This window comes from Kribbella sp. NPDC043289, assembly GCF_056436705.1.
Genome location: NZ_JBWKCB010000007.1, coordinates 140,890 through 159,342, shown reverse-complemented (window position 1 = coordinate 159,342; position 18,453 = coordinate 140,890). Strand labels below are relative to the sequence as shown.

General features: G+C 69.9%; 18 protein-coding genes. 9 read left to right on the top strand and 9 right to left on the bottom strand.

Translation table 11 applies throughout. The features are described from left to right. The first annotated feature begins 9 nt into the window (after positions 1-9). Both AC0662_RS33870 and AC0662_RS33865 read left to right on the top strand, forming a co-directional pair. Complete coding sequence (locus tag AC0662_RS33870; RefSeq protein ID WP_478305767.1) at positions 10-1,104, top strand: Gfo/Idh/MocA family protein; 1,095 nt, start codon at positions 10-12, stop codon at positions 1,102-1,104. Positions 1,105-1,112: 8 nt separating this feature from the next. Then, the gene (locus AC0662_RS33865; protein ID WP_452201480.1) at positions 1,113-2,120 is read left to right on the top strand and encodes a sugar phosphate isomerase/epimerase family protein; all 1,008 of its coding nucleotides are present in this window, start codon (positions 1,113-1,115) and stop codon (positions 2,118-2,120) included. A gap of 51 nt (positions 2,121-2,171) precedes the next feature. Here AC0662_RS33865 and AC0662_RS33860 read toward each other — a convergent pair whose 3' ends face one another. Further along, the gene (locus tag AC0662_RS33860) at positions 2,172-3,350 is read right to left on the bottom strand and encodes a CynX/NimT family MFS transporter (protein WP_452201478.1); all 1,179 of its coding nucleotides are present in this window, start codon (positions 3,348-3,350) and stop codon (positions 2,172-2,174) included. 92 nt (positions 3,351-3,442) lie between these two features. Here AC0662_RS33860 and AC0662_RS33855 point away from each other — a divergent pair, with 92 nt between their 5' ends. Continuing rightward, on the top strand, positions 3,443-4,132 hold the full coding sequence (locus tag AC0662_RS33855) for a FadR/GntR family transcriptional regulator (RefSeq protein WP_478305765.1): 690 nt from the start codon (positions 3,443-3,445) through the stop codon (positions 4,130-4,132). Here AC0662_RS33855 and AC0662_RS33850 read toward each other — a convergent pair. Then, the gene (locus AC0662_RS33850; protein ID WP_478305763.1) at positions 4,101-4,619 is read right to left on the bottom strand and encodes an N-acetyltransferase family protein; all 519 of its coding nucleotides are present in this window, start codon (positions 4,617-4,619) and stop codon (positions 4,101-4,103) included. The two genes, AC0662_RS33855 and AC0662_RS33850, sit on opposite strands and share 32 nt — an antisense overlap. Further along, positions 4,616-5,785, bottom strand: a complete 1,170-nt coding sequence (locus tag AC0662_RS33845) for an MFS transporter (RefSeq protein WP_478305761.1) — start codon at positions 5,783-5,785, stop codon at positions 4,616-4,618. Before AC0662_RS33845 ends, AC0662_RS33850 begins: the two co-directional genes overlap by 4 nt. 52 nt (positions 5,786-5,837) lie before the next feature. Between AC0662_RS33845 and AC0662_RS33840 the strand changes: the two genes are divergently transcribed. Both AC0662_RS33840 and AC0662_RS33835 read left to right on the top strand, forming a co-directional pair. Then, positions 5,838-6,599, top strand: coding sequence for a DeoR/GlpR family DNA-binding transcription regulator (locus tag AC0662_RS33840; RefSeq protein WP_452201471.1), 762 nt, complete (start codon positions 5,838-5,840; stop codon positions 6,597-6,599). Continuing rightward, the gene (locus AC0662_RS33835; RefSeq protein ID WP_478305759.1) at positions 6,596-7,762 is read left to right on the top strand and encodes an MFS transporter; all 1,167 of its coding nucleotides are present in this window, start codon (positions 6,596-6,598) and stop codon (positions 7,760-7,762) included. The genes AC0662_RS33840 and AC0662_RS33835 overlap by 4 nt, the downstream gene beginning before the upstream one ends. On the opposite strand, the gene AC0662_RS33830 is transcribed toward AC0662_RS33835, so the two are convergent. Then, positions 7,746-8,858, bottom strand: coding sequence for a trans-sulfuration enzyme family protein (locus AC0662_RS33830; protein WP_452201468.1), 1,113 nt, complete (start codon positions 8,856-8,858; stop codon positions 7,746-7,748). The two genes, AC0662_RS33835 and AC0662_RS33830, sit on opposite strands and share 17 nt — an antisense overlap. After that, a complete protein-coding gene (locus AC0662_RS33825) occupies positions 8,848-9,477 on the bottom strand; it encodes a TetR/AcrR family transcriptional regulator (RefSeq protein ID WP_452201466.1) in 630 nt (209 codons plus the stop codon). The genes AC0662_RS33830 and AC0662_RS33825 overlap by 11 nt, the downstream gene beginning before the upstream one ends. Positions 9,478-9,578: 101 nt before the next feature. On the opposite strand from AC0662_RS33825, the gene AC0662_RS33820 reads away from it, so the two are divergent. The 3 genes from AC0662_RS33820 to AC0662_RS33810 are packed head-to-tail and all read left to right on the top strand — an operon-like array spanning position 9,579 to position 13,451. Continuing rightward, a complete protein-coding gene (locus AC0662_RS33820; protein ID WP_478305757.1) occupies positions 9,579-10,784 on the top strand; it encodes a cytochrome P450 in 1,206 nt (401 codons plus the stop codon). Positions 10,785-10,842: 58 nt separating this feature from the next. Then, positions 10,843-11,973 (top strand): D-alanine--D-alanine ligase family protein, encoded by a 1,131-nt coding sequence (locus AC0662_RS33815; RefSeq protein WP_452201463.1) that lies wholly within the window; start codon positions 10,843-10,845, stop codon positions 11,971-11,973. Between the two features lie 20 nt (positions 11,974-11,993). Then, positions 11,994-13,451 (top strand): carboxylesterase/lipase family protein, encoded by a 1,458-nt coding sequence (locus AC0662_RS33810; protein ID WP_478305755.1) that lies wholly within the window; start codon positions 11,994-11,996, stop codon positions 13,449-13,451. 1,179 nt (positions 13,452-14,630) lie between these two features. Here the strand turns inward: AC0662_RS33810 and AC0662_RS33805 are convergent. The 4 genes from AC0662_RS33805 to AC0662_RS33790 all read right to left on the bottom strand — a co-directional run bounded on the left by AC0662_RS33805 (position 14,631) and on the right by AC0662_RS33790 (position 17,365). Further along, positions 14,631-15,830 (bottom strand): RNA polymerase sigma factor, encoded by a 1,200-nt coding sequence (locus tag AC0662_RS33805; protein WP_478305753.1) that lies wholly within the window; start codon positions 15,828-15,830, stop codon positions 14,631-14,633. A gap of 271 nt (positions 15,831-16,101) precedes the next feature. After that, positions 16,102-16,518 (bottom strand): YciI family protein, encoded by a 417-nt coding sequence (locus AC0662_RS33800; RefSeq protein ID WP_452201457.1) that lies wholly within the window; start codon positions 16,516-16,518, stop codon positions 16,102-16,104. Between the two features lie 122 nt (positions 16,519-16,640). Continuing rightward, positions 16,641-17,096: a DUF3515 domain-containing protein gene (locus tag AC0662_RS33795; RefSeq protein ID WP_478305751.1), complete on the bottom strand. Its 456-nt coding sequence runs from the start codon at positions 17,094-17,096 to the stop codon at positions 16,641-16,643. A 32-nt stretch (positions 17,097-17,128) separates the two neighbouring features. Then, a complete protein-coding gene (locus AC0662_RS33790) occupies positions 17,129-17,365 on the bottom strand; it encodes an Lrp/AsnC family transcriptional regulator (RefSeq protein ID WP_170990044.1) in 237 nt (78 codons plus the stop codon). Positions 17,366-17,490: 125 nt separating this feature from the next. Here AC0662_RS33790 and AC0662_RS33785 point away from each other — a divergent pair, with 125 nt between their 5' ends. Next, positions 17,491-18,453, top strand: a complete 963-nt coding sequence (locus AC0662_RS33785; RefSeq protein WP_452201453.1) for a thiamine-phosphate kinase — start codon at positions 17,491-17,493, stop codon at positions 18,451-18,453.

Sequence of the window (18,453 nt, the reverse complement as noted above, 5' to 3'; positions counted from 1 at the left end):
TCCTTCGACGTGTCCACCAACGCGCGAAAGCTGAAGGTCGGGATCGTCGGCGGCGGCTTCATGGGCCAGGTCCACGGCCGGGCGGCGCTGGTTTCCGGCGCCACCGTCGTCGGGGCCGTCGGATCGTCACCGTCGCGAGCCGGGGCCGCGGCCGAAGCGACCGGCGCCGAGCGCGGGTTCGCGACGCTCGACGAACTGCTGGCCGCCGACATCGACCTGATCCACGTCTGTACGCCGAACAACACGCACCGCGAGGTCACGCTGCAGGCCCTCGAGGCCGGTAAGCACGTGGTCTGCGAGAAGCCGCTCGCCACCTCGGTGCAGGACGCCACCGGGCTGTCGGCCGCGGCGCAGGAGGCGGGGCTGGTCGGCGCCGTACCGTTCGTGTACCGCTACCACCCGATGGTCCGCGAGCTGCGGACCCGGATCGCTGCGGGCGACGCCGGAGTCATCACCAGCCTGCACGGTTCGTACCTGCAGGACTGGCTGGCCGGCGCCGACGATCAGAACTGGCGCGTCGACGACACCACGGGCGGCCCGTCGCGGACCTTCGCCGACATCGGCTCGCACTGGTGCGACCTGACCGAGTTCGTCACCGGCGACCGGATCGCCGCGATCAGTGCGCAGCTCCGGACGGTGCGGGCGCAGCGCGGCGGCGTCGAGGTTCGCACGGAGGACCTTGCGACGGCGCAGTTCCGGACCGAGGCGGGCGTGGTCGGCACGATCGTGGTCAGTCAGGTCGCCGCCGGCCGGAAGAACCGGCTGTACCTCGAGGTGTCCGGCACCGAGTCGAGCTTCGGCTTCGACCAGGAGGACCCGGACCGGCTCTGGGTCGGTCGCCGGGACGCGTCGCAGTTGCTGACCCGCGATCCCGAAACGCTCAGCCCGCCGGCCGCGCGGGTCAACCGGCTGCCCGCCGGGCACGCGCAGGGGTACCAGGACGCGTTCGACTCGTTCGTCGCCGACAGCTATGCCGCCGTACTGGGAGACCTCCCGGACGGCCTGCCCGATTTCGCCGCCGGAGCCCGGTCGGCACGCGTGGTCGACGCCGTACTGCGGTCGGCTGCAAACGACAGCGCTTGGATCACCGTCGACAACTCGTAGGAGCTCAGATGCCTCGTCCGATCACACTCTTCACCGGCCAGTGGGCCGACCTGCCGTTCGAGGAGGTCTGCCAGTTCGCGTCCGAGGCCGGGTACGACGGCGTCGAGATCGCCTGCTCGGGTGACCACTTCGACGTCCAGCAGGCCGTCGACGACGACTCCTACGTCCAGGGCCGCAAGGACATCCTGGCGAAGTACAACCTGCAGGTCTTCGCGATCTCCAACCACCTGGTGGGGCAGGCGGTCTGCGACGACCCGATCGACTTCCGGCACCAGGCGATCGTGCCGTCCCGGATCTGGGGCGACGGCGACGCCGAGGGTGTCCGGCAGCGGGCCGCCGAGGACCTCAAGAACACCGCCCGCGCCGCTGCGAAGCTCGGCGTACAGACCGTCGTCGGCTTCACCGGCTCGTCGATCTGGCAGTACGTCGCGATGTTCCCGCCGGTGCCCGCGGAGCGGATCGAGGCCGGCTACCAGGACTTCGCCGACCGCTGGAACCCGATCCTCGACGTGTTCGACGCCGAGGGTGTCCGGTTCGCGCACGAGGTGCACCCGTCGGAGATCGCGTACGACTACTGGACCACCACGTTCGCCCTCGAGGCGATCGGTCACCGCCCCGCGTTCGGCCTGAACTGGGACCCGTCGCACATGGTGTGGCAGGACATCGACCCGGTCGCCTTCCTGTGGGACTTCAAGGACCGGATCTACCACGTGGACTGCAAGGACACCCGGATGCGGGTCGGCGGCGGCCGCAACGGCCGGCTCGGGTCGCACCTGCCGTGGGCCGACCCGCGGCGCGGCTGGGACTTCTACTCCACCGGGCACGGCGACGTGCAGTGGGAGGACTGCTTCCGGGTGCTGAACTCGATCGGCTACGACGGCCCGATCTCGGTCGAGTGGGAGGACGCCGGTATGGAGCGCAAGGTCGGCGCGGCGGAGGCGGTCAACGTCATCCGCAACCTGGCCTTCGACAAGCCGGCCGCGGCCTTCGACTCCGCCTTCTCCACCGACAAGTAGCTGGGAAACTTTTCGCCACTGCGTGGCACTTTGTTTCCCAGCAGGCGGCTGCTAGGCCGGCCGGGTGTCTCGGCCGGCCACGAAGCCGAGCACGACCTGGACGGCGGCGAGCGTGGCGAACACGCTCAACGTCGTCCGCCATCCGCCGGTGACCTGCGTCAGGTAGCCGGCAACCACCGGCCCGGCCGCGGCCAGCGTGTACCCGACCGCCTGCGCCATCCCGGACAGTTGCGTGGTCTCGTGGTGACCGCGGCCCCGGATGCTGATCAGCGAGAGCGCGGCGACCAGCCCGGCCCCCTGGCCGAGGCCGCCGACGATCGCCCAGACCAGAGCGAGCCGCGGCACCAGCATCAGACCGAGTAGCGCGAGCAGGATCGGCGTACTCGCGATCATCAGACCGGCCCGCTGGTTCGTCCGGTGCTTCAGCAGGAACGGGATGCTCAGACCGCCGATCAGCCCGAACACCTGGAACAGGAACAGGTGTACGCCGGTGGAGCGCTCCGAGACACCGCCCGTGGAGATCTCGATCGTGGGCAGCCAGTTCACGAACAGGTAGAAGCTGGTGGACTGCAGACCCATGAAGCCGGTGACCAGCCACGCCATCGGCTGCCGCCAGACGCTCACCGGGGGAGCGCCTTCCTCGCGGGCACCTGACGGCATCGGCTCCGGCGAGAGCGTCCGCGGCAGCCAGATCACGGCGACGAGTACGGCGAGACCGCCCCACACCGCCAGCGACAGCCGCCAGTCGACCGCGTCCGCGATCGGTACGGCGAGAACCGATGCGATCGCCGCGCCGCCGGTGATGAACGCCGTGTAGATGCCCGTCGCACGCGACACGTTGCCCGCGTAGTCACGCTTGAGGATGACCGGCACCAGTACGTTGCCGACCGCGATCGCGGCCCCGACGACCGCCGTACCGATCCAGAGGCCGGCGGTGCCGGTGTACGGGCGTAGCGCGCTGCTGGCCGCCAGCACGAGCAGCGAGACGAACACCGCCCGCTCCATGCCGAACCGGCGGGACGCGAGGTGGACCAGCGGGGAGGCAACCGCGAAGGCGAGCAGCGGGAGCGTGCCGAGCAGGCCCTGCGCGGCCTCGCCGAGACTCAGGGCGTCACCGATCCGAGGCAGCACCGGACCGACGGCGGTCAGCGCCGGCCGCAGGCTCAGCGCCACCACGAAGGCGGTCGCCGTGATCAGCGACGACCGCTCCCGAGTCATTCGTTCGGTCATGACCGCCACGACACACCCTCTCTCACACGCTTCTCTGCAGATGTCCTACATTTACACTGTACGCTAGGTCAGGGGAGAGAGGCCGGTGGCGGATGTCACTCGACGGACCGGTGCGGCAGGTGCCGCTGGTGCTGCAGGTGTCGGAGCGGTTCCGTGCGTTGATCGAGTCCGGGGAATGGGCGCGCGGCTCCCGGATCCCGGGCGAGAACCAGCTCGCGACGCAGCTGGGCGTGAGTCGCGGCACCGTGCGGGAGGCGTTGCGCTCGCTGAGCCTGACGGGCCTTCTGGAGCCGCGGGTCGGCGACGGCACCTATGTACGGGCGACGAACGAGATCAGCGGCGTACTGGTCAGGGATGACCTCTCGGCGTCGTTGACGCACGTTCTCGACGCCCGCGCCGGGATCGAGGCGGCGGCCGCCCGTCTGGCCGCGCAGCATCCGGATCCGGAGAGTGTGGCCGCGCTGGCCGAGGTCCTCGAGCGCCGCGCGGCAGCGCTCGAGTCCGGGGACATGGATGCGTTCGTGGCGGTCGACACCGACTTCCACCGCGGCGTCGTCGTGGCCAGCGGGAACCCACTGCTGCTCCGGCTGTACGACGCGATCGCCGAGGTTCTCACCGAGTCGATCCACCAGACCGCGTCGATCCCCGAGGACCACCGGATCCTCGACGCCCACGTGGTGGTGCTCGAGGCGATCCGCGCCGGTGATCCCGAGGCCGCGAGTCAGGCGTCGTACGCGCTGATCGAGACGATCAAGCAGACGCCTTCGGCCAGCAGTATCTGAAGCACGTCGGGGTGCCGTTGAGACGGCGTGGCTCGCCGCCCGGTGGCGGGACGTGCTTGCTGTCCTCCCGGATCCCGCCGCGGGCTTCGTAGAACGCCTGGGCGGCGGTGTTCTGTTCGAGCACCCACAGGTAGTACCCGTCCGGTGCCGCGTCGGCCGTCAGCGCGAGCAGTTTGGTGCCGATGCCCTGGCGCTTGAGGGGCGCCCGTACGTGCAGGTTGTCGACGAGCGCGCCCCATTGCTCGTCGGCGTCGAACACGACGTGGGCGATTCCGACGAGCTGCCCGTCGTACTCCGCCAGCGTCGTCAGCGTCCCCTCGCGTGCGGCGAGTCGCTCGGCCCACATCGCCCCGAGGTACTCCGGGCACTCGTCATCGAGGAACGCGTCCGCATAAGCACCGCGGTAGTGCCGTCGCCAGCTGTCCCCGTGCAGCTCGGCGACCGCGGGCGCATCGTCCGCCCCGGCTACTCGAAAGGTCACAGTCATCGCGCTACCGCTCCCGGCTGTCGGCTCGTGGCGAGGACTCGGGCGAACACCGCGATGCCAACGGCGAGGGCGGTGACGACGAGGAACGAGACGGTCAGGCTGCTGGCTTGGGCGATGCCGCCGATGATGGACGGCGCCACCAGGCCGGAGGCGTACGTGATCGTGGCGACGCCGGCGATCGCCTGACTGGCGTTCTTCCCGGTGCGGCCGGCGGCAGCGAACGCGAGCGGTACGACGACGGCGATGCCGATGCCGATCAGCCCGAAACCGATCATCGCGACGAGCGGTGTCGGTGCAACCACCACAAGCAGACCGCCGAGCGTCGCGATCGCCCCACTCCACCGCACCGTCCGTACGGCGCCGAACCGGTCGACGATCGCGTCGCCGGAGAGCCGGGCGATCGTCATCGTCAGCGCGAACCCGGTGGTCGCACCCGCCGCGACCGCCGCTGAGCTGTCGAGGATGTCGCGCAGGTACACGGCCGACCAGTCCAGGCTGGCGCCCTCGGCGAACACCGCGCAGAACCCGACGGCGCCGATCAGCAGCGCCGACTTCGGCGGCAACGTGAACCGCGCCGGCGGCTCCTCGTCCTCCTGGGGATGGATGTTCAGCACGAACTGACACACCGCCACACCGATCAGCGTCAGCACCGCCGCCGCGATCGCGTGATGGATCTGCGCACTCAGGTTGGCGTGCGCGGCGACGGTCCCCACGGCGGATCCGATCAGCGCACCCGCGCTCCAGAGCCCGTGCAGCCCGGACATGATCGACTTCTTCAGCCGGTGCTCCACCTCGACCCCGAGCGCGTTCATCGCGACATCGGCCATACCGGCCGTGCCGCCGTAGATCAGCAGCGCGCCGCACAACGTGAGCAGGCCGGGCGCGAGCGACGGCAGCACCAGCGCGAGGGTCCAGAGCGCGAGCAGCCCGCGAAGCGCGTTGCGGGTCCCCAGTCGGTGGCTGACGCGGGCGGCGAGCGGCATCATCAGGGCCGCGCCGAGCGCCGGGAAGGCGAGCGCGAGGCCGAGCTGGCCGGCGGACACTCCCGCGTGCTCCTGGATCCAGGGCACCCGGGTCGCGAACGACCCGGTGACCGATCCGTGCACGCAGAAGACCGCGGCGACGGCGTACCGCGAGCGCTTGACGAGTGTGGTGTCTTCAGTCACAAGTAAACAAGCTATCTGTTTGAACGATCAGGCGGATGGTAGTTTTTTGCGCGTGCGAAGTGCGGAACGGCATCAAGTGATCGTAGAACGACTACGAGTCGTGGACCGAGTGTCGGTCCAAGAACTGGTCGAGGCCACCGAGGCTTCGGACATGACGGTTCGCCGCGATCTCGACTTCCTTGCCGCCCAGGGTGTCCTGAAACGGGTGCACGGTGGTGCGGTGTCCGCGATGCCGTCCGGACTCGAGCCGCCGTACTCGCTGCGGGCGCAGGCGGCGACCGCGGCCAAGCAGGCGATCGCTCGCGCCGCCGTCGAGCATCTTCGCGACGGCGAGACAATCGTGCTCGACAGCGGTACGACGGCGCTCGAGACCGCGAAGCTGCTGCACGACCGCACGATGACCGTGATGCCGCTCTCGCTGCATGTCGCGCAGGAACTGGCCGACGCGCCGCGGATCCGGCTGCTGATGCCGGGCGGTGAGGCGCGCAAGGGCGAGCTCTCGCTGGTCGGCCCGCTCACCGTCGCCTCGTTGCGGGCGCTGCGTTTCGATGCGGCCGTACTCAGTCCTTGTGCTTTCAGTCTGGACGCGGGGCTGACCGCGTTCGACCTGGGCGACGCGGAGGTCAAGCAGGAGGCGATGAACGTCGCCACCCGGACCATCGTGGTCGCCGACGGCGCCAAGTGGGACCGCGCCGCCCTGGCCTTCGTCTGCCCTGCGGACCGGCCCGACCTGATCATCACCGACGACTCTTCCCCCGAGGACCAACGAACCATGCTCACCCAACGCGGCGTACTCGTCGAGGTCGCCTCTTGACCGCCACCGATGTACTTCAAGCCGCCCCACCCCGCGCCGCTCGCGTTGCCACCTGGTTGTACTTCGGACTGAACGGGTTCGCGGTCGGTATGTGGGTCGTCCACATTCCCAGCATCGAGCAGACGACCGGCATCACGCACAGCACACTCGGACTGCTGCTGCTCGTGCTCGGCGGCGCAGCGTTCATCGGCATGCAGGTCGCCGGGCCGCTGGTCGACAAGATCGGACAACGCCGGCTCGTACCGGCCGCCGGCATCCTGCTCGGTCTCGCGCTCGCCGGCCCCGGCCTGGCCACCAACTGGTGGACGCTCGGGCTCGCCCTGATTTTCGTTGGCTTCGGCAACGGTTCGATCGACGTCGGGATGAACGCGCAGGCCGTCGTGGTCGAGCGCGGCTACCCCCGTCCGATCATGGCCGCGTTCCACGCCATGTGGTCGATCGGCGGCGCGATCGCGGCCGTCATCGGTGCGGCCACGCTGCGGGCCGGCGTACCGACCGAGGTCACGCTCGGCCTGTCCGGTCTGGTCTGCATCGTGCTGTCGCTGATCGCCAGCCGGTTCTTGCTGGAGGCAACGGTCGAGGAGCACGACGAGCCGGCGACCGAGCGGGCCAAGCCGCCCGCGAAGCTGGTCTGGGCGCTCGGCGGGCTCGCGTTCGGGCTGATGCTGTCCGAGGGTGTCGCCAACGACTGGGCCGCCCTGCACTTCCGCGACATCCTCGGCACCTCGGTCAGTACGGCGGCCTTCGCGTACGGCTCGTTCGCGGTCGCGATGACCGTCGGCCGGTTCCTCACCGACCGGGTCGCGGCCGTCGTCGGTCCGGCGGCGATCGTGCGCTGGGGTGCCGCGATGGCAGCGGTCGGCCTGACGCTGGTGATCGTCGTACCGTGGGTGCCCGTCGCGCTCGTCGGGTGGGCGATCTTCGGGCTTGGTCTCGCCGGCGGCGTACCGCAGCTGTTCACCGCGGCCGGCAACCTCGACCCGCGCTCGTCCGGCGCCCTGATGGCCCGCGTCGTCGGCCTCGGGTACGTCGGTCTGCTCGCGGGGCCCGCGGTGATCGGTGGACTGGCGCACTGGATGCCGCTGAACATCGCGTTCATCCTGCCCGTCGTCCTGTGCGTGCTGACGTTCCTCGGCGGGCCGGTGCTCAAGAAGTCGCGCTGAGCGCCTTCTCCAGATCGGCCCACAGGTCGTCGGGGTACTCGATCCCGACGGACAGCCGGATCAGGTCCTCCGGGATCGTCGGCACCTCGATCGGCCAGCGGCGGCGGCGCTCGAGCATCGACTCGACGCCGCCGAGGCTGGTCGCGTGCACCCACAGCTCGGTGCACTCACAGACCCGCTGGGCGCCGGCCGCGTCGCCGCCGAGCTCGAACGCGAGGATCGCGCCGAAGCCGGACATCTGCGCGGCGGCGCGGTCGTGGCCCGGATCGTCCGGTAGTCCGGGGTAGCGGACCCGGCTGACCCGGGGATGCGCGAGCAGGCGCTCCGCGAGGAACAGCGCGTTCGACTGGGCTCGCTCGAGGCGGAGCGCGAGGGTGCGCAGACCGCGGAGCGCGAGCCAGGCCTCCATCGGACCGGGGATCGCGCCGAGGCTGCGGCGACGGAGCTCGATCGCGGACCACAACTCGTCGTCCGCGGTCACGACCGCACCCAGGACGACGTCCGAGTGGCCGGCGATGAACTTGGTGGCCGAGTGCATCACGACGTCGGCGCCGAGGCGGAGCGGCTGCTGGAGCAGGGGAGTCGCGAACGTGTTGTCGACCACCACGGTCGCCCCGGCGGACCGCCCGGCCGCGGCCAGGGCCGGGATGTCGGCGACCTCCATCGCGGGGTTGGTCGGCGACTCGATCCAGAGCATGTCGGCGCCCTCGACCGCGCGGACGACGGCTTCGGTGTCCGCGACGTTCACCCGGTCGACCTTCAGCCGGCCCGTCGCGGCCTGCTGATCGAACAGCGCCAGTACGCCGGAATACGCGTGCTGCGGCGCGACCACCCGGCCGCCGACCGGGATCAGGTCCGCGATCGCCGCCACCGCCGCCATGCCGGACGCGAACGTCAGGCCGCGACCGCCTTCGAGCTGGCCGAGGGTGTCCTCGAGCGCGGTCCACGCGTCGTTCCCGAACCGTCCGTACCCACGGTCCCCGCCGGCGACGTACGTCGAGCTGAAGACCGGGGAGTTGCCGACCGGTGCGTTCGGTACCCGCTCGGGCCGACCGGCGTGGACGACGACGGTGGAGGGATCGAGGTCAGGAGTCATGGCTGGAATTGTCGCTGACCCCGTTCGGGGCGATCGGCAGGGGGATGCCGCCGGTGCTGAGCAGGTCCATGGCCTGCCGGGCGAGGGGCCGCGCCGCGGTGTTGCCGGGCGTCTCGACCCAGACGCGGACGACCGTCTCGATGATGTTCATCGCGATCCCGGCGGACAGTGCGGCGACGAACTCGGACCGGCCGTCGGCGGGTAGCCGCAGCGTCAGTTCGTCGGCGAGGTCGTTGCGGAACCGCCAGATCAGCTCGTTCAGGTGGGCGCTGACGGATCCGGTCTGCTCGGCCAGCTCGAACACCGCGCGGACTCGGCCGGGGTTGCTCTCCAACTGGTCGAGAACCCGCTCGATGACCGCGCGCAGACCGTCCGGCAGCTCCAGTTCGGGCTGCTCGCGGAACCAGGTGACGGCGTCGGCCAGGCAGTCGTCGACGAACTCGAGGACCAGCGTCTCCTTGGTCGGGAAGTACCGGTAGAGCGTGCTCGGCCCGACCTCGGCCGCGGCCGCGATCTGCTCGACCGTGGTCCGGCCGAAGCCGTTGTCGTTGAACAGCTCGAACGCCTTGTCCGCGATCAGCCGGCGGGTCCGCTCCCGCTTCACTTCGCGCAGTCCCATGGGCAGGCAGGCTACCGCCTCTCCGACTCGCCGGTAGCTCCTTCTGATCGGCAGTTTCAGCCATATGGTAGTCACTACCGTTTTCTACCGAGAGGCGCGCGATGACCGAGAGCTTTCCCGTCGGCCGGCCGTCCGGGTGTCCCTTCGACCCGGCGCGGGAGTACGCCGCGTTCCGCCGTACCGACGCCCCGACGAAGGTCTCCACCCCGGCCGGCGTCGACGCGTACGTGGTCAGCCGGTACGACGACGTACGGACGGTGCTGCGGGACAGTCGGTTGAGCTCGCGATCGGCGCCGTCGGAGCACGTCGTACCGGATGCCGATCTGGAGCGGGAGGTCGAGTCGGGCTCGATCCTGCAAGTCGACGGTGCGGCCCATAAACGGCTGCGGCGGATGCTGGCGGGGGAGTTCGCGGTGAAACGGATGGAGGCGCTGCGGCCGCGGGTCACCGCGATCATCGAGGAGCGGCTGGACGCGATGCTCGCCGGCGGCGGGCCGGTCGACCTGGTGCAGGAGTTCGCGCTGCCGATCCCGTCGCTGGTGATCTGCGAACTGCTCGGCGTCCCGTACGCGGACCGCGCCGAGTTCCAGGCGCGGAGCGCGGTACTGGTCCAGGTGGACGGCGATCCGGACGAGCAGATGCGGGTCAGCGACGCGTTCAACCAGTACATGGTCGAGCTGGTCCTGGCGAAGCTGGCGCGGCGCGAGGACGACCTGTTGTCGCGACTCATCACCCGCGGCGAGGAACTCGGTACGCCGTTGAGCCTGCCGGAACTGGTATCGATCGGGGTCACGCTGCTCGTCGCTGGACACGAGACGACGGCGAACATGATCGCGCTCAGCACGCTCGCATTGTTGCGGAACCCGTCGCAGCTGGAGGCGTTGCGGGCGGATCCCGCGCTGGCGCCGGCGGCGGTGGAGGAGTTGTTGCGGTACTTGTCGGTGGTGCACTTCGGCCTGTTCCGGCTCGCGACGGACGACGTACCGGTGGGTGGGTCCACGATCGGTGCGGGGGAGTACCTGATCGTGGCGCTGTCCTCGGCGAACCGGGACGAGAAGGTGTTCCCGGATCCGGATCGGCTCGATGTCGCGCGGCAGGGATCGGCGCATGTCGCGTTCGGGTTCGGGCCGCATCAGTGTCTCGGGCAGCAGTTGGCGCGGCTCGAGCTGCAGGAGGTGTTCACCCGGCTGTACGCGCGCATCCCGACGCTGCGACTCGCCGTACCGTTCGAGGAGATCGACTACAGAAACAACACGCTCGTGTACGGAGTGACAGCGTTGCCAGTCACCTGGGACGAGCAGATCTGAAGAGCTCTTAACCGAACCCAGGTCGGAACCTGATCGCCGGGCCGCTACAGTCGAGCCGGTGAGTGAGTACTCGGAACAACAGCGCAAGCCCCGCGTCGCCGTCGTCTTCGGTGGCCGGTCGAGCGAGCACGCCATCTCCTGTGTCACCGCGGCGAACGTGCTGCAGGTCATCGACCGGGAGAAGTACGACGTGGTGCCGGTCGGGATCAGTACGAGCGGTCATTGGGTCCTGGAGAGCGGCGATCCGGAGCGGCTGTCGATCACCGACGGCAAGCTCCCCGAGGTCGACGTGACGGCGCTGCCGGTGCTGTTCGGCGCGAACCGGGAGCTCGTGGTCAGTGAGCCGGAGCAGGTCCCGAGCACGCTCGGCCAGGTCGACGTGGTCTTCCCGCTGCTGCACGGCCCGTGGGGCGAGGACGGCACCATCCAGGGCCTGCTGGAGATGTCCGACATCCGGTACGTCGGCAGCGGTGTCCTCGCGAGCGCTGTCGGTATGGACAAGCACTACATGAAGGTCGTCTTCGCCGGCGCCGGGCTGGACGTCACGCCGTACGTCGTGATCCGCGACCGGGACTGGCGGCAGGACCCGGACGCGTGTCGCGCGGCGGTCGACAAGCTCGGCTACCCGGTGTTCGTGAAGCCGTGCCGCGGCGGGTCCAGCCTCGGGATCAGCAAGGTGAATAGCCTGGACGAGCTCGACGACGCGATCGTCGAGGCCCGGGCGCACGACCCGAAGGTGATCGTCGAGGCGTCCGCGAAGAACCCGCGGGAGATCGAGGTCGGCGTCCTCGGCGGTCTGGACGGCGGCAAGCCGCAGGTCAGCGTCTGCGGCGAGATCGCGATCTCGGGCGGCGGGCACGACTTCTACGACTTCGAGACGAAGTACCTGCCGGAGGGCGAGGAGTACACCGCGCTGTCGGTGCCGGCCGAGCTGCCGGAGGAGATCGCCGCCGAGGTCCGCGCGAAGGCGCTCACGGCGTTCGACGCGATCGACGCCGAAGGGCTGGCGCGGGTCGACTTCTTCCTGGACGAGGACAACCGGGTCGTGATCAACGAGATCAACACGATGCCCGGGTTCACGCCGACGAGCATGTTCCCGCGGCTGTGGGCGGCCTCCGGCAAGGACTACCCGGCGCTCGTCGAGCACCTGCTGCAGCTCGCGATGACGCGTCCGACCGGTCTGCGCTGAAAGCAGCTGAAAGCAACCGTATGACCGTGGTCGCGACGCAGTACGGGCCGGTCCGCGGGAGCGGCGACGACGTACTCACCTTCAAGGGCATCCCGTACGCCGCGCCGCCCGTCGGCCCGAACCGCTTCCAGCCGCCGCAACCTGTTTCGCCTTGGACTGCGCCGCGTGACGCGACGCAGTACGGGGCGACGGCGCCGCAGAGCGAGGCGGTCAGCGAACTCGTCGCGCGGACGATCATCCCGGGCGACGACTACCTGAACCTGAACGTCTGGACGCCGGCGCTCACCGGGCGCGCGCCCGTCATGGTCTTCATCCACGGCGGATCGTTCGTCAGCGGCGCCGGTTCGCTGTCCCTGTACGACGGCACGCAGTTCGCCCGCGACGGCGTCGTACTCGTGACGATCAACTACCGGCTCGGCGCGGACGGGTTCCTGTGGTTCGGCGACGGTGCTCCGAATCTCGGGCTGCTCGACCAGATCGCGGCGCTCACCTGGGTCCGCGACAACATCGCCGGCTTCGGCGGCGACCCGGACAACGTGACCGTGTTCGGCGAATCGGCCGGTGCGATGAGCGTCTGCACGCTGCTCGCGATGCCCGCCGCCGAAGGCCTGTTCCATCGCGCGATCGCGGAATCAGGCGCCGGTCACAACACGATCGGGGCTGAGACCGCTCGGTTGGTCGGGACTCGGCTGGCCGCGGCGTTGGGTACTGCGCCGACGCGTGAGGCGCTCGCCGACGTACCCGTCGAGCGGCTGATCGCGGTGCAGGATCAGCTCGGCCAGCAGGTGATGGCGAAGGCACGTCGCAAGGAGTGGGGCGATGTCTCTCGCACGTTGCTGCCGTTCGGTCCCGTGGTCGACGGTGTCCACCTGCCCGCGGCGCCGCTCGATCGCCTGCGGGCGGGGGCTGCCGCGGACGTCTCCGTGTTGATCGGGACGAACAGCGAGGAAGCGCGGCTCTTCCTCGTCCCAACCGGGGTCGGCGCCAAGTTCAACACACCGCTTTTGTATGCGGCGGCCGCTATGCGCTTCGGCCTATCCATTAACGGCGTACGCCGATATCGCGCCAACCGCCCCGGCGCGACGCCGGGGGACGTCCTGGCCGCGGTGATGACGGACTCGTACTACCGCATCCCGGCGATCCGGCTCGCGGAGTCGCATCCAGGGACCTTCATGTACGAGTTCGGCTGGCGTTCCCCCGCCTGCGGCGGAACCCTCGGCGCCTGCCACGCCCTCGAGCTGGCCTTCGTCTTCGACAACCTCGACGACCCGGCAGCCGCCGCGATGCTCGGCTCCGCCCCACCACAACACCTGGCCGACCTCGTACACCGCACCTGGGTCGATTTCGCCAAAACCGGCAACCCCGGCTGGGCCCCCTACACACCCACCCACCGCCTAAGCCGCCACTTCGCCACCGCCTCCGGCACCACCACCAACGACCGCCCCGAAGAACGCACCCCCTGGCCCACCCACCCCTAACCCCACCCACCACCACGGACCAGGCACCACGAGCCCTACCGCGGCACCAATCCCTCCCCACCAGCACCCCCGCCATGCCCGCCGCGCCGCCCGCCCCGCCCCGCCCCGCGCTGCCCCGCCCCGCGCAGCACCGCGCTCGCCTCCCGGAACCCCGCGCCCCAAGCTCCGCGTCCCGCAGCTCCGCTCCCGCACCGGAGCCGCCCCGCCCCGCACCGCCCCGCGCAGCACCGCGCCGCGCTGCACCGCACACGCGCAGCACCGCGCTCGCCTCCCGGAACCCCGCGCCCCAAGCTCCGCGTCCCGCAGCCCACGTCCCAGACCGTGCTCCGGCGCCCGCGCTCTGCTCCTCGCGAGTTGCTGGAGCTGACAGAGCGCTCGTCCCACACGAGGGGATAACCCGTGCTGTCAGGGGTTCGCCCCTCGCACACCAGCAGATAACCCTCGCAGGAGTGGTTATCCCCTCGTGTGAAGGCCCAAGTGCGCCTCCGCATTCTTTGCAGCCCCGGCGCTCGCTGAACCACCACCGCCCGATCACCTTGGGGAGGATTGCCGACCCATGTCGGGTACCAAATCCTCCCCAACCCGCAGCCCGCAGCCCGCGCCCGCGCCCGCGTCCCGCACCTCGCGCCCGCGTCCCGCACCCCACTCCTCGCGAGTTGCTCTGGAGCTGACGGAGCGCTCGCCCCATGCGAGGGGATAACCCGTAGCGTTAGGGGTTCACCCCTCGCACACCAGTAGATAACCCCTCGCAGGAGTGGTTATCCCCTCGTGTGAGCCCAAGCGTGCCTCCGCAGTCTTTGCAGCCCCGGCGCTCACTGGACCACCCAACGCTGATCCACCCGATCACCTTGGGGAGGATCGCCCACCCATTCCGGGCACCAAATCCTCCCCAACCGCAGCTCCGCGCCCGCGTCCTGCGCCCCGCTCGTCGCCCCCGCGCCCACTAGACCGCCCATCGCTGACACACGCGATCGCCTTTGGGGAGGATTGCCTGCCGATTTCGGTGCAAAGTTCTCCCCAAACCTCAGCAGCGCCCTCCGCGCGGCCCGATCCTCGCGCTCCTGGGTGTGCCGCTCCTCGCGCCGTGTCCCGCGCTGCTTAACCGTCGCTGCGTGCTCATCACGTGCGCAGGTGTGCAGAATCCGGCTTACGGTCCGGCCTATGAGTGGGGCCGGCGGGCTACAGGTTGTTGGCTCGGGAGTGGAGGTAGCGCTGCTGGGGGACGCTGGTGGTTTGGGTGGCTGCTTGTTCGTACGCGGCTCGGGCTCCTGCTCGGTCGCCGGACATCTCGAGTAGATGCGCTCGCACCGCTGCCAAACGGTGGTCCTTCACGAGGCGGTCGTCGTTTTCGATGGAGTGCAGTAGCTTGAGGCCCTCGTCTGGGCCGTGTGCCATTGCGACGGCTACCGCGTGGTTCAGTTCGACCATTGGGTTGTCGGTTAGCTGCAGTAGGACCTCGTACAGCGCGACGATTTGTGGCCAGTCGGTTTCCTCGGCGGAGGGGGACTCGTCGTGTACTGCGGCGATCGCGGCCTGCAGTTGGTACGGCCCGACCGGCCCGCGGGGGAGCGTCGCGGTGATCAGGTCGACGCCCTCTTGGATCAACTCCCGGATCCACAGCGATCGATCCTGCTCCGCCATCGGTACCAGTTCCCCGAGCGGACCCGTGCGCGCTGGGCGTCGCGCGTCGGTCAGCAGCATGAGCGCCAGCAACCCAGCCACCTCGGCGTCGTCGGGCAGCAACCGGTGAATCATCCGCGCCAGCCGGATCCCCTCGGCAGCCAACTCGACACGTTGCAGGCTCGGGCCCGTCGTACTGGCGTATCCCTCGTTGAAGATCAGGTACACGACCTTGAGGACCGCGCCCAGCCGCTCCTCCCGATCGGCCGGCAGCGTGAAGTGCGCGCCGCTGTCCTTGACGCTTGCCTTCGCCCGGGTGATCCGCCGCGTCATGGTTGCCTCCGGCACCAGGAACGCCCGTGCGATCTCCGTTGTCGTCAGACCGCCGACCGCCCGCAGCGTCAACGCGATCTGGGACGCCGGCGACAGCGAAGGGTGGCAGCACAGGAACAGCAGCACCAGCGTGTCGTCCGCATCTCCGACCGACTCACCGAGCGGCGCCCAGTGCGCGACCCGGTCCTCCCGCTGCTGACGGGACTGTTCACGCCGGAGCAGATCCGTCAGACGTCGGGAAGCCACCGTGATCAGCCACCCCCGCGGACTATCCGGTACGCCGTCCTTCGGCCACTGCTGCGCGGCGGCGAGCAGCGCCTCCTGCACCGCGTCCTCGGCCGTGTCGAAGTGCCCGTACCGCCGGACCAGCGCCCCGAGGACCTGCGGCACCAACGGCCGCAGGAGCTCCTCGAGGTCACCAGTCATGAACCCGCACCGTCCATCCGCGCCCTCGCGCTGCACAACGCGAGGCCGCTCGCCCTGCCGCGCCGGAGCGCCCCATGGGTCGGCGTGCTGTGCAACGCGAGGTCTGTCGCCGTGCCGCACCGGGGCGCGTCGTAGGTCTGCGCCCTCGAGCTCAGCGGGACCAGGCACGTTGACCCGCCGCACCGGAACGCGCTGTTCGTCTGCGCGCTCGCGGCCGGCGAGACGAGGCAGGTCGACCCGCCGTACTGGAACTGTGGCGCGAGCACCTTGCTTACTCCACTAGCTCGTCGCGGCCTTCGACGATCGGTCGGACGTCGGCGTACGCCGTTGCTCGGACGAAGTCCGGCGCCGGGGTGTCCGCGAGCCGACCCGCGATCTCGGTGGCTCGGTCGAAGGATTCGCATTCGACGATCCAGTAGCCCGCGAGGACCTCCTGGGTCTCCGCGTACGGCCCGTCGGTGACGACCGACTGCCCGTCCTTCGACCCGAACCGGCGCGTCAGCACGGGTGCCGCCAGCGCGCGGGTCTCGACCAGCTCACCCGACTCGGCCAGCTCGTTGTTGAACTTCTCCATGAAGGCCCCCATCGCCGCGAAGTCCTCCGGCTTCCAGGCCGGCTTCCCGGTGTCCTTCCCCGCCATTCCGTCGTAGTCCTGCTGCGACGCGTACGTCAGGATCATGTACTTCATCAGCTTCTCCCGTCATCCAGGCACCCACCACCGGACACCTCCACCCGAGACGTCGCCGCTCCTCCTTCCGACCGGACACGACCACGCGACGAATTTCGATCTCGTCAGGGAGTATGCCGTTGTCAGGTGCAGGGCGTGACGAGTTTGTTGTGGTTGTGGATAGCGTCCGAGACGTCGGTGAGGGCGTTGGCTTCGGGGGTGTACTTGTCGGGGACGGCGACCTCGAGGTAGAGCTCGCGGCCGATGGTGGTGAAGATGTAGCCGTTCTGGACCTGCTTGGCGAACCAGCCGATGCCGTTGACCTCGAAGCACTGGGACTGGGCTTCGGCCATGCCGGCCGGTGGGGTGACGCCGCAGGTGACCTCGATGGGCGGGTCGCCGTACGCGGTGGTGAGCGGGCTCTCGGGGGTGGTCTTCCGCTGTTTCTGGTCGAGGACCTTGGTGGGCAGCGCCTGGACGAGTTGGGCGCAGGCGGCGGCGACCTCAGGTGCCGGGGAGGGGACCGGTACGGGCGTGGCGCCGGGGCTGCACCCGGCGAGCAGGAGAACGCCGAGCGCGGCGAGCAGGATCTTGGGCATACCGAAGCGGGGTGGGGCCCTGTGGACGACGATCAGATGTGGACGACCGGACAGGTCAGCGTGCGGGTGATGCCGGGAACGTTCTGGACCCGGGCAACCACCAGTTTGCCCAGCTCGTCGACGTTGCGGGCTTCCGCGCGGACGATCACGTCGTACGGACCGGTGACGTCCTCGGCCAGGGTGACGCCCTGGACCTCGGCGATCTGTGCCGCGACGTCGGCCGCGCGGCCGACCTCGGTCTGGATCAGGATGTAGGCCTGGACCACCACGTCGTTCTCCACTCAGTCGTCCTCAGCGGGGCTCCGGCCACAGTACTGCGAGGTGGCCGGGCGTACTCGTTGCTCCGTCACGGTACCGCCTAGACTCCGGCTAGCGATATGGGAGGTCAGTTGACGTGACAGAGACGTTGGGGAGCACCGGTGAGTTCGGCCTGATCGCGGCCGTCACCAAGGGGCTGTCCACAGGTGCGGACGTCCTGGTCGGTCCTGGTGACGATGCGGCCGTGATGGCGGTGCCGGACGGCCGGATGGTGATCACAACCGACCTGCTGGTGGAGGGCAGGCATTTCCGCCAGGACTGGTCGTCGGCGTACGACGTGGGTCGCAAGGCCGCCGCGCAGAACCTGGCGGACGTCGTGGCGATGGGTGCCCGTCCGACCGCGCTGGTGGTCGGTTTCGGCGGCCCCGCCGAGCTGCCGACCGCCTGGGCGCTGGAGCTGAACCAGGGCCTCGTGGACGAGTGTGAACTGGTCGAGGCCAGCATCATCGGCGGCGACACGGTCCAGTCCGACAAGATCGTGGTCTCGGTGACCGCGTTCGGCTCGCTGGACGGCCGGTCGCCGGTGCTGCGCTCGGGCGCGCGTCCCGGGGACGAGGTCGCGTACGTCGGCCGGCTCGGCTGGGCCGAGGCGGGCTGGGCGGTGCTCGCCCGCGGGTTCCGCTCGCCACGGGCCGTTGTCGAGGCGCACCGCCGCCCACAGCCGCCGTACGCCGAAGGGCCGCGGGCCGCGCTCGCCGGCGCCTCCTCGTTGTGCGACGTGAGTGACGGACTGCTGTCGGACCTCGGGCACATCGCGGCGGCGAGCCAGGTGAAGATCGATGTGCACACGAAGGCGCTCACCGTGCCCGAGCCGCTGCAGGCGGTGGCCGCGGCTACCGGTGTGGACGCGCTGAAGTTCGTGCTGACCGGCGGTGAGGACCACGCGCTGGTCGGCACCTTCGAGCCCGCCGACGTGCCCGACGGCTGGACCGTCATCGGCTCGGTTGCTGAGGGCAACGAAGAACTCCCGGCCGGGACCGTCACCGTAGACGGGTCGCCGTATGCTGCGGAGACAGGTCACGCCCACTTCAGGAGTTGA

Bases quoted from the DNA above. Each gene is read 5' to 3' on its own strand.
- AC0662_RS33850 (WP_478305763.1), bottom strand. From the start codon at position 4,619: ATGACTGTGACCTTTCGAGTAGCCGGGGCGGACGATGCGCCCGCGGTC.
- AC0662_RS33810 (WP_478305755.1), top strand. From the start codon at position 11,994: ATGACCGTGGTCGCGACGCAGTACGGGCCGGTCCGCGGGAGCGGCGAC.
- AC0662_RS33795 (WP_478305751.1), bottom strand. From the start codon at position 17,096: ATGCCCAAGATCCTGCTCGCCGCGCTCGGCGTTCTCCTGCTCGCCGGG.
- AC0662_RS33855 (WP_478305765.1), top strand. From the start codon at position 3,443: ATGTCACTCGACGGACCGGTGCGGCAGGTGCCGCTGGTGCTGCAGGTG.
- AC0662_RS33865 (WP_452201480.1), top strand. From the start codon at position 1,113: ATGCCTCGTCCGATCACACTCTTCACCGGCCAGTGGGCCGACCTGCCG.
- AC0662_RS33825 (WP_452201466.1), bottom strand. From the start codon at position 9,477: ATGGGACTGCGCGAAGTGAAGCGGGAGCGGACCCGCCGGCTGATCGCG.
- AC0662_RS33805 (WP_478305753.1), bottom strand. From the start codon at position 15,830: ATGACTGGTGACCTCGAGGAGCTCCTGCGGCCGTTGGTGCCGCAGGTC.
- AC0662_RS33830 (WP_452201468.1), bottom strand. From the start codon at position 8,858: ATGACTCCTGACCTCGATCCCTCCACCGTCGTCGTCCACGCCGGTCGG.
- AC0662_RS33800 (WP_452201457.1), bottom strand. From the start codon at position 16,518: ATGAAGTACATGATCCTGACGTACGCGTCGCAGCAGGACTACGACGGA.
- AC0662_RS33860 (WP_452201478.1), bottom strand. From the start codon at position 3,350: ATGACCGAACGAATGACTCGGGAGCGGTCGTCGCTGATCACGGCGACC.
- AC0662_RS33820 (WP_478305757.1), top strand. From the start codon at position 9,579: ATGACCGAGAGCTTTCCCGTCGGCCGGCCGTCCGGGTGTCCCTTCGAC.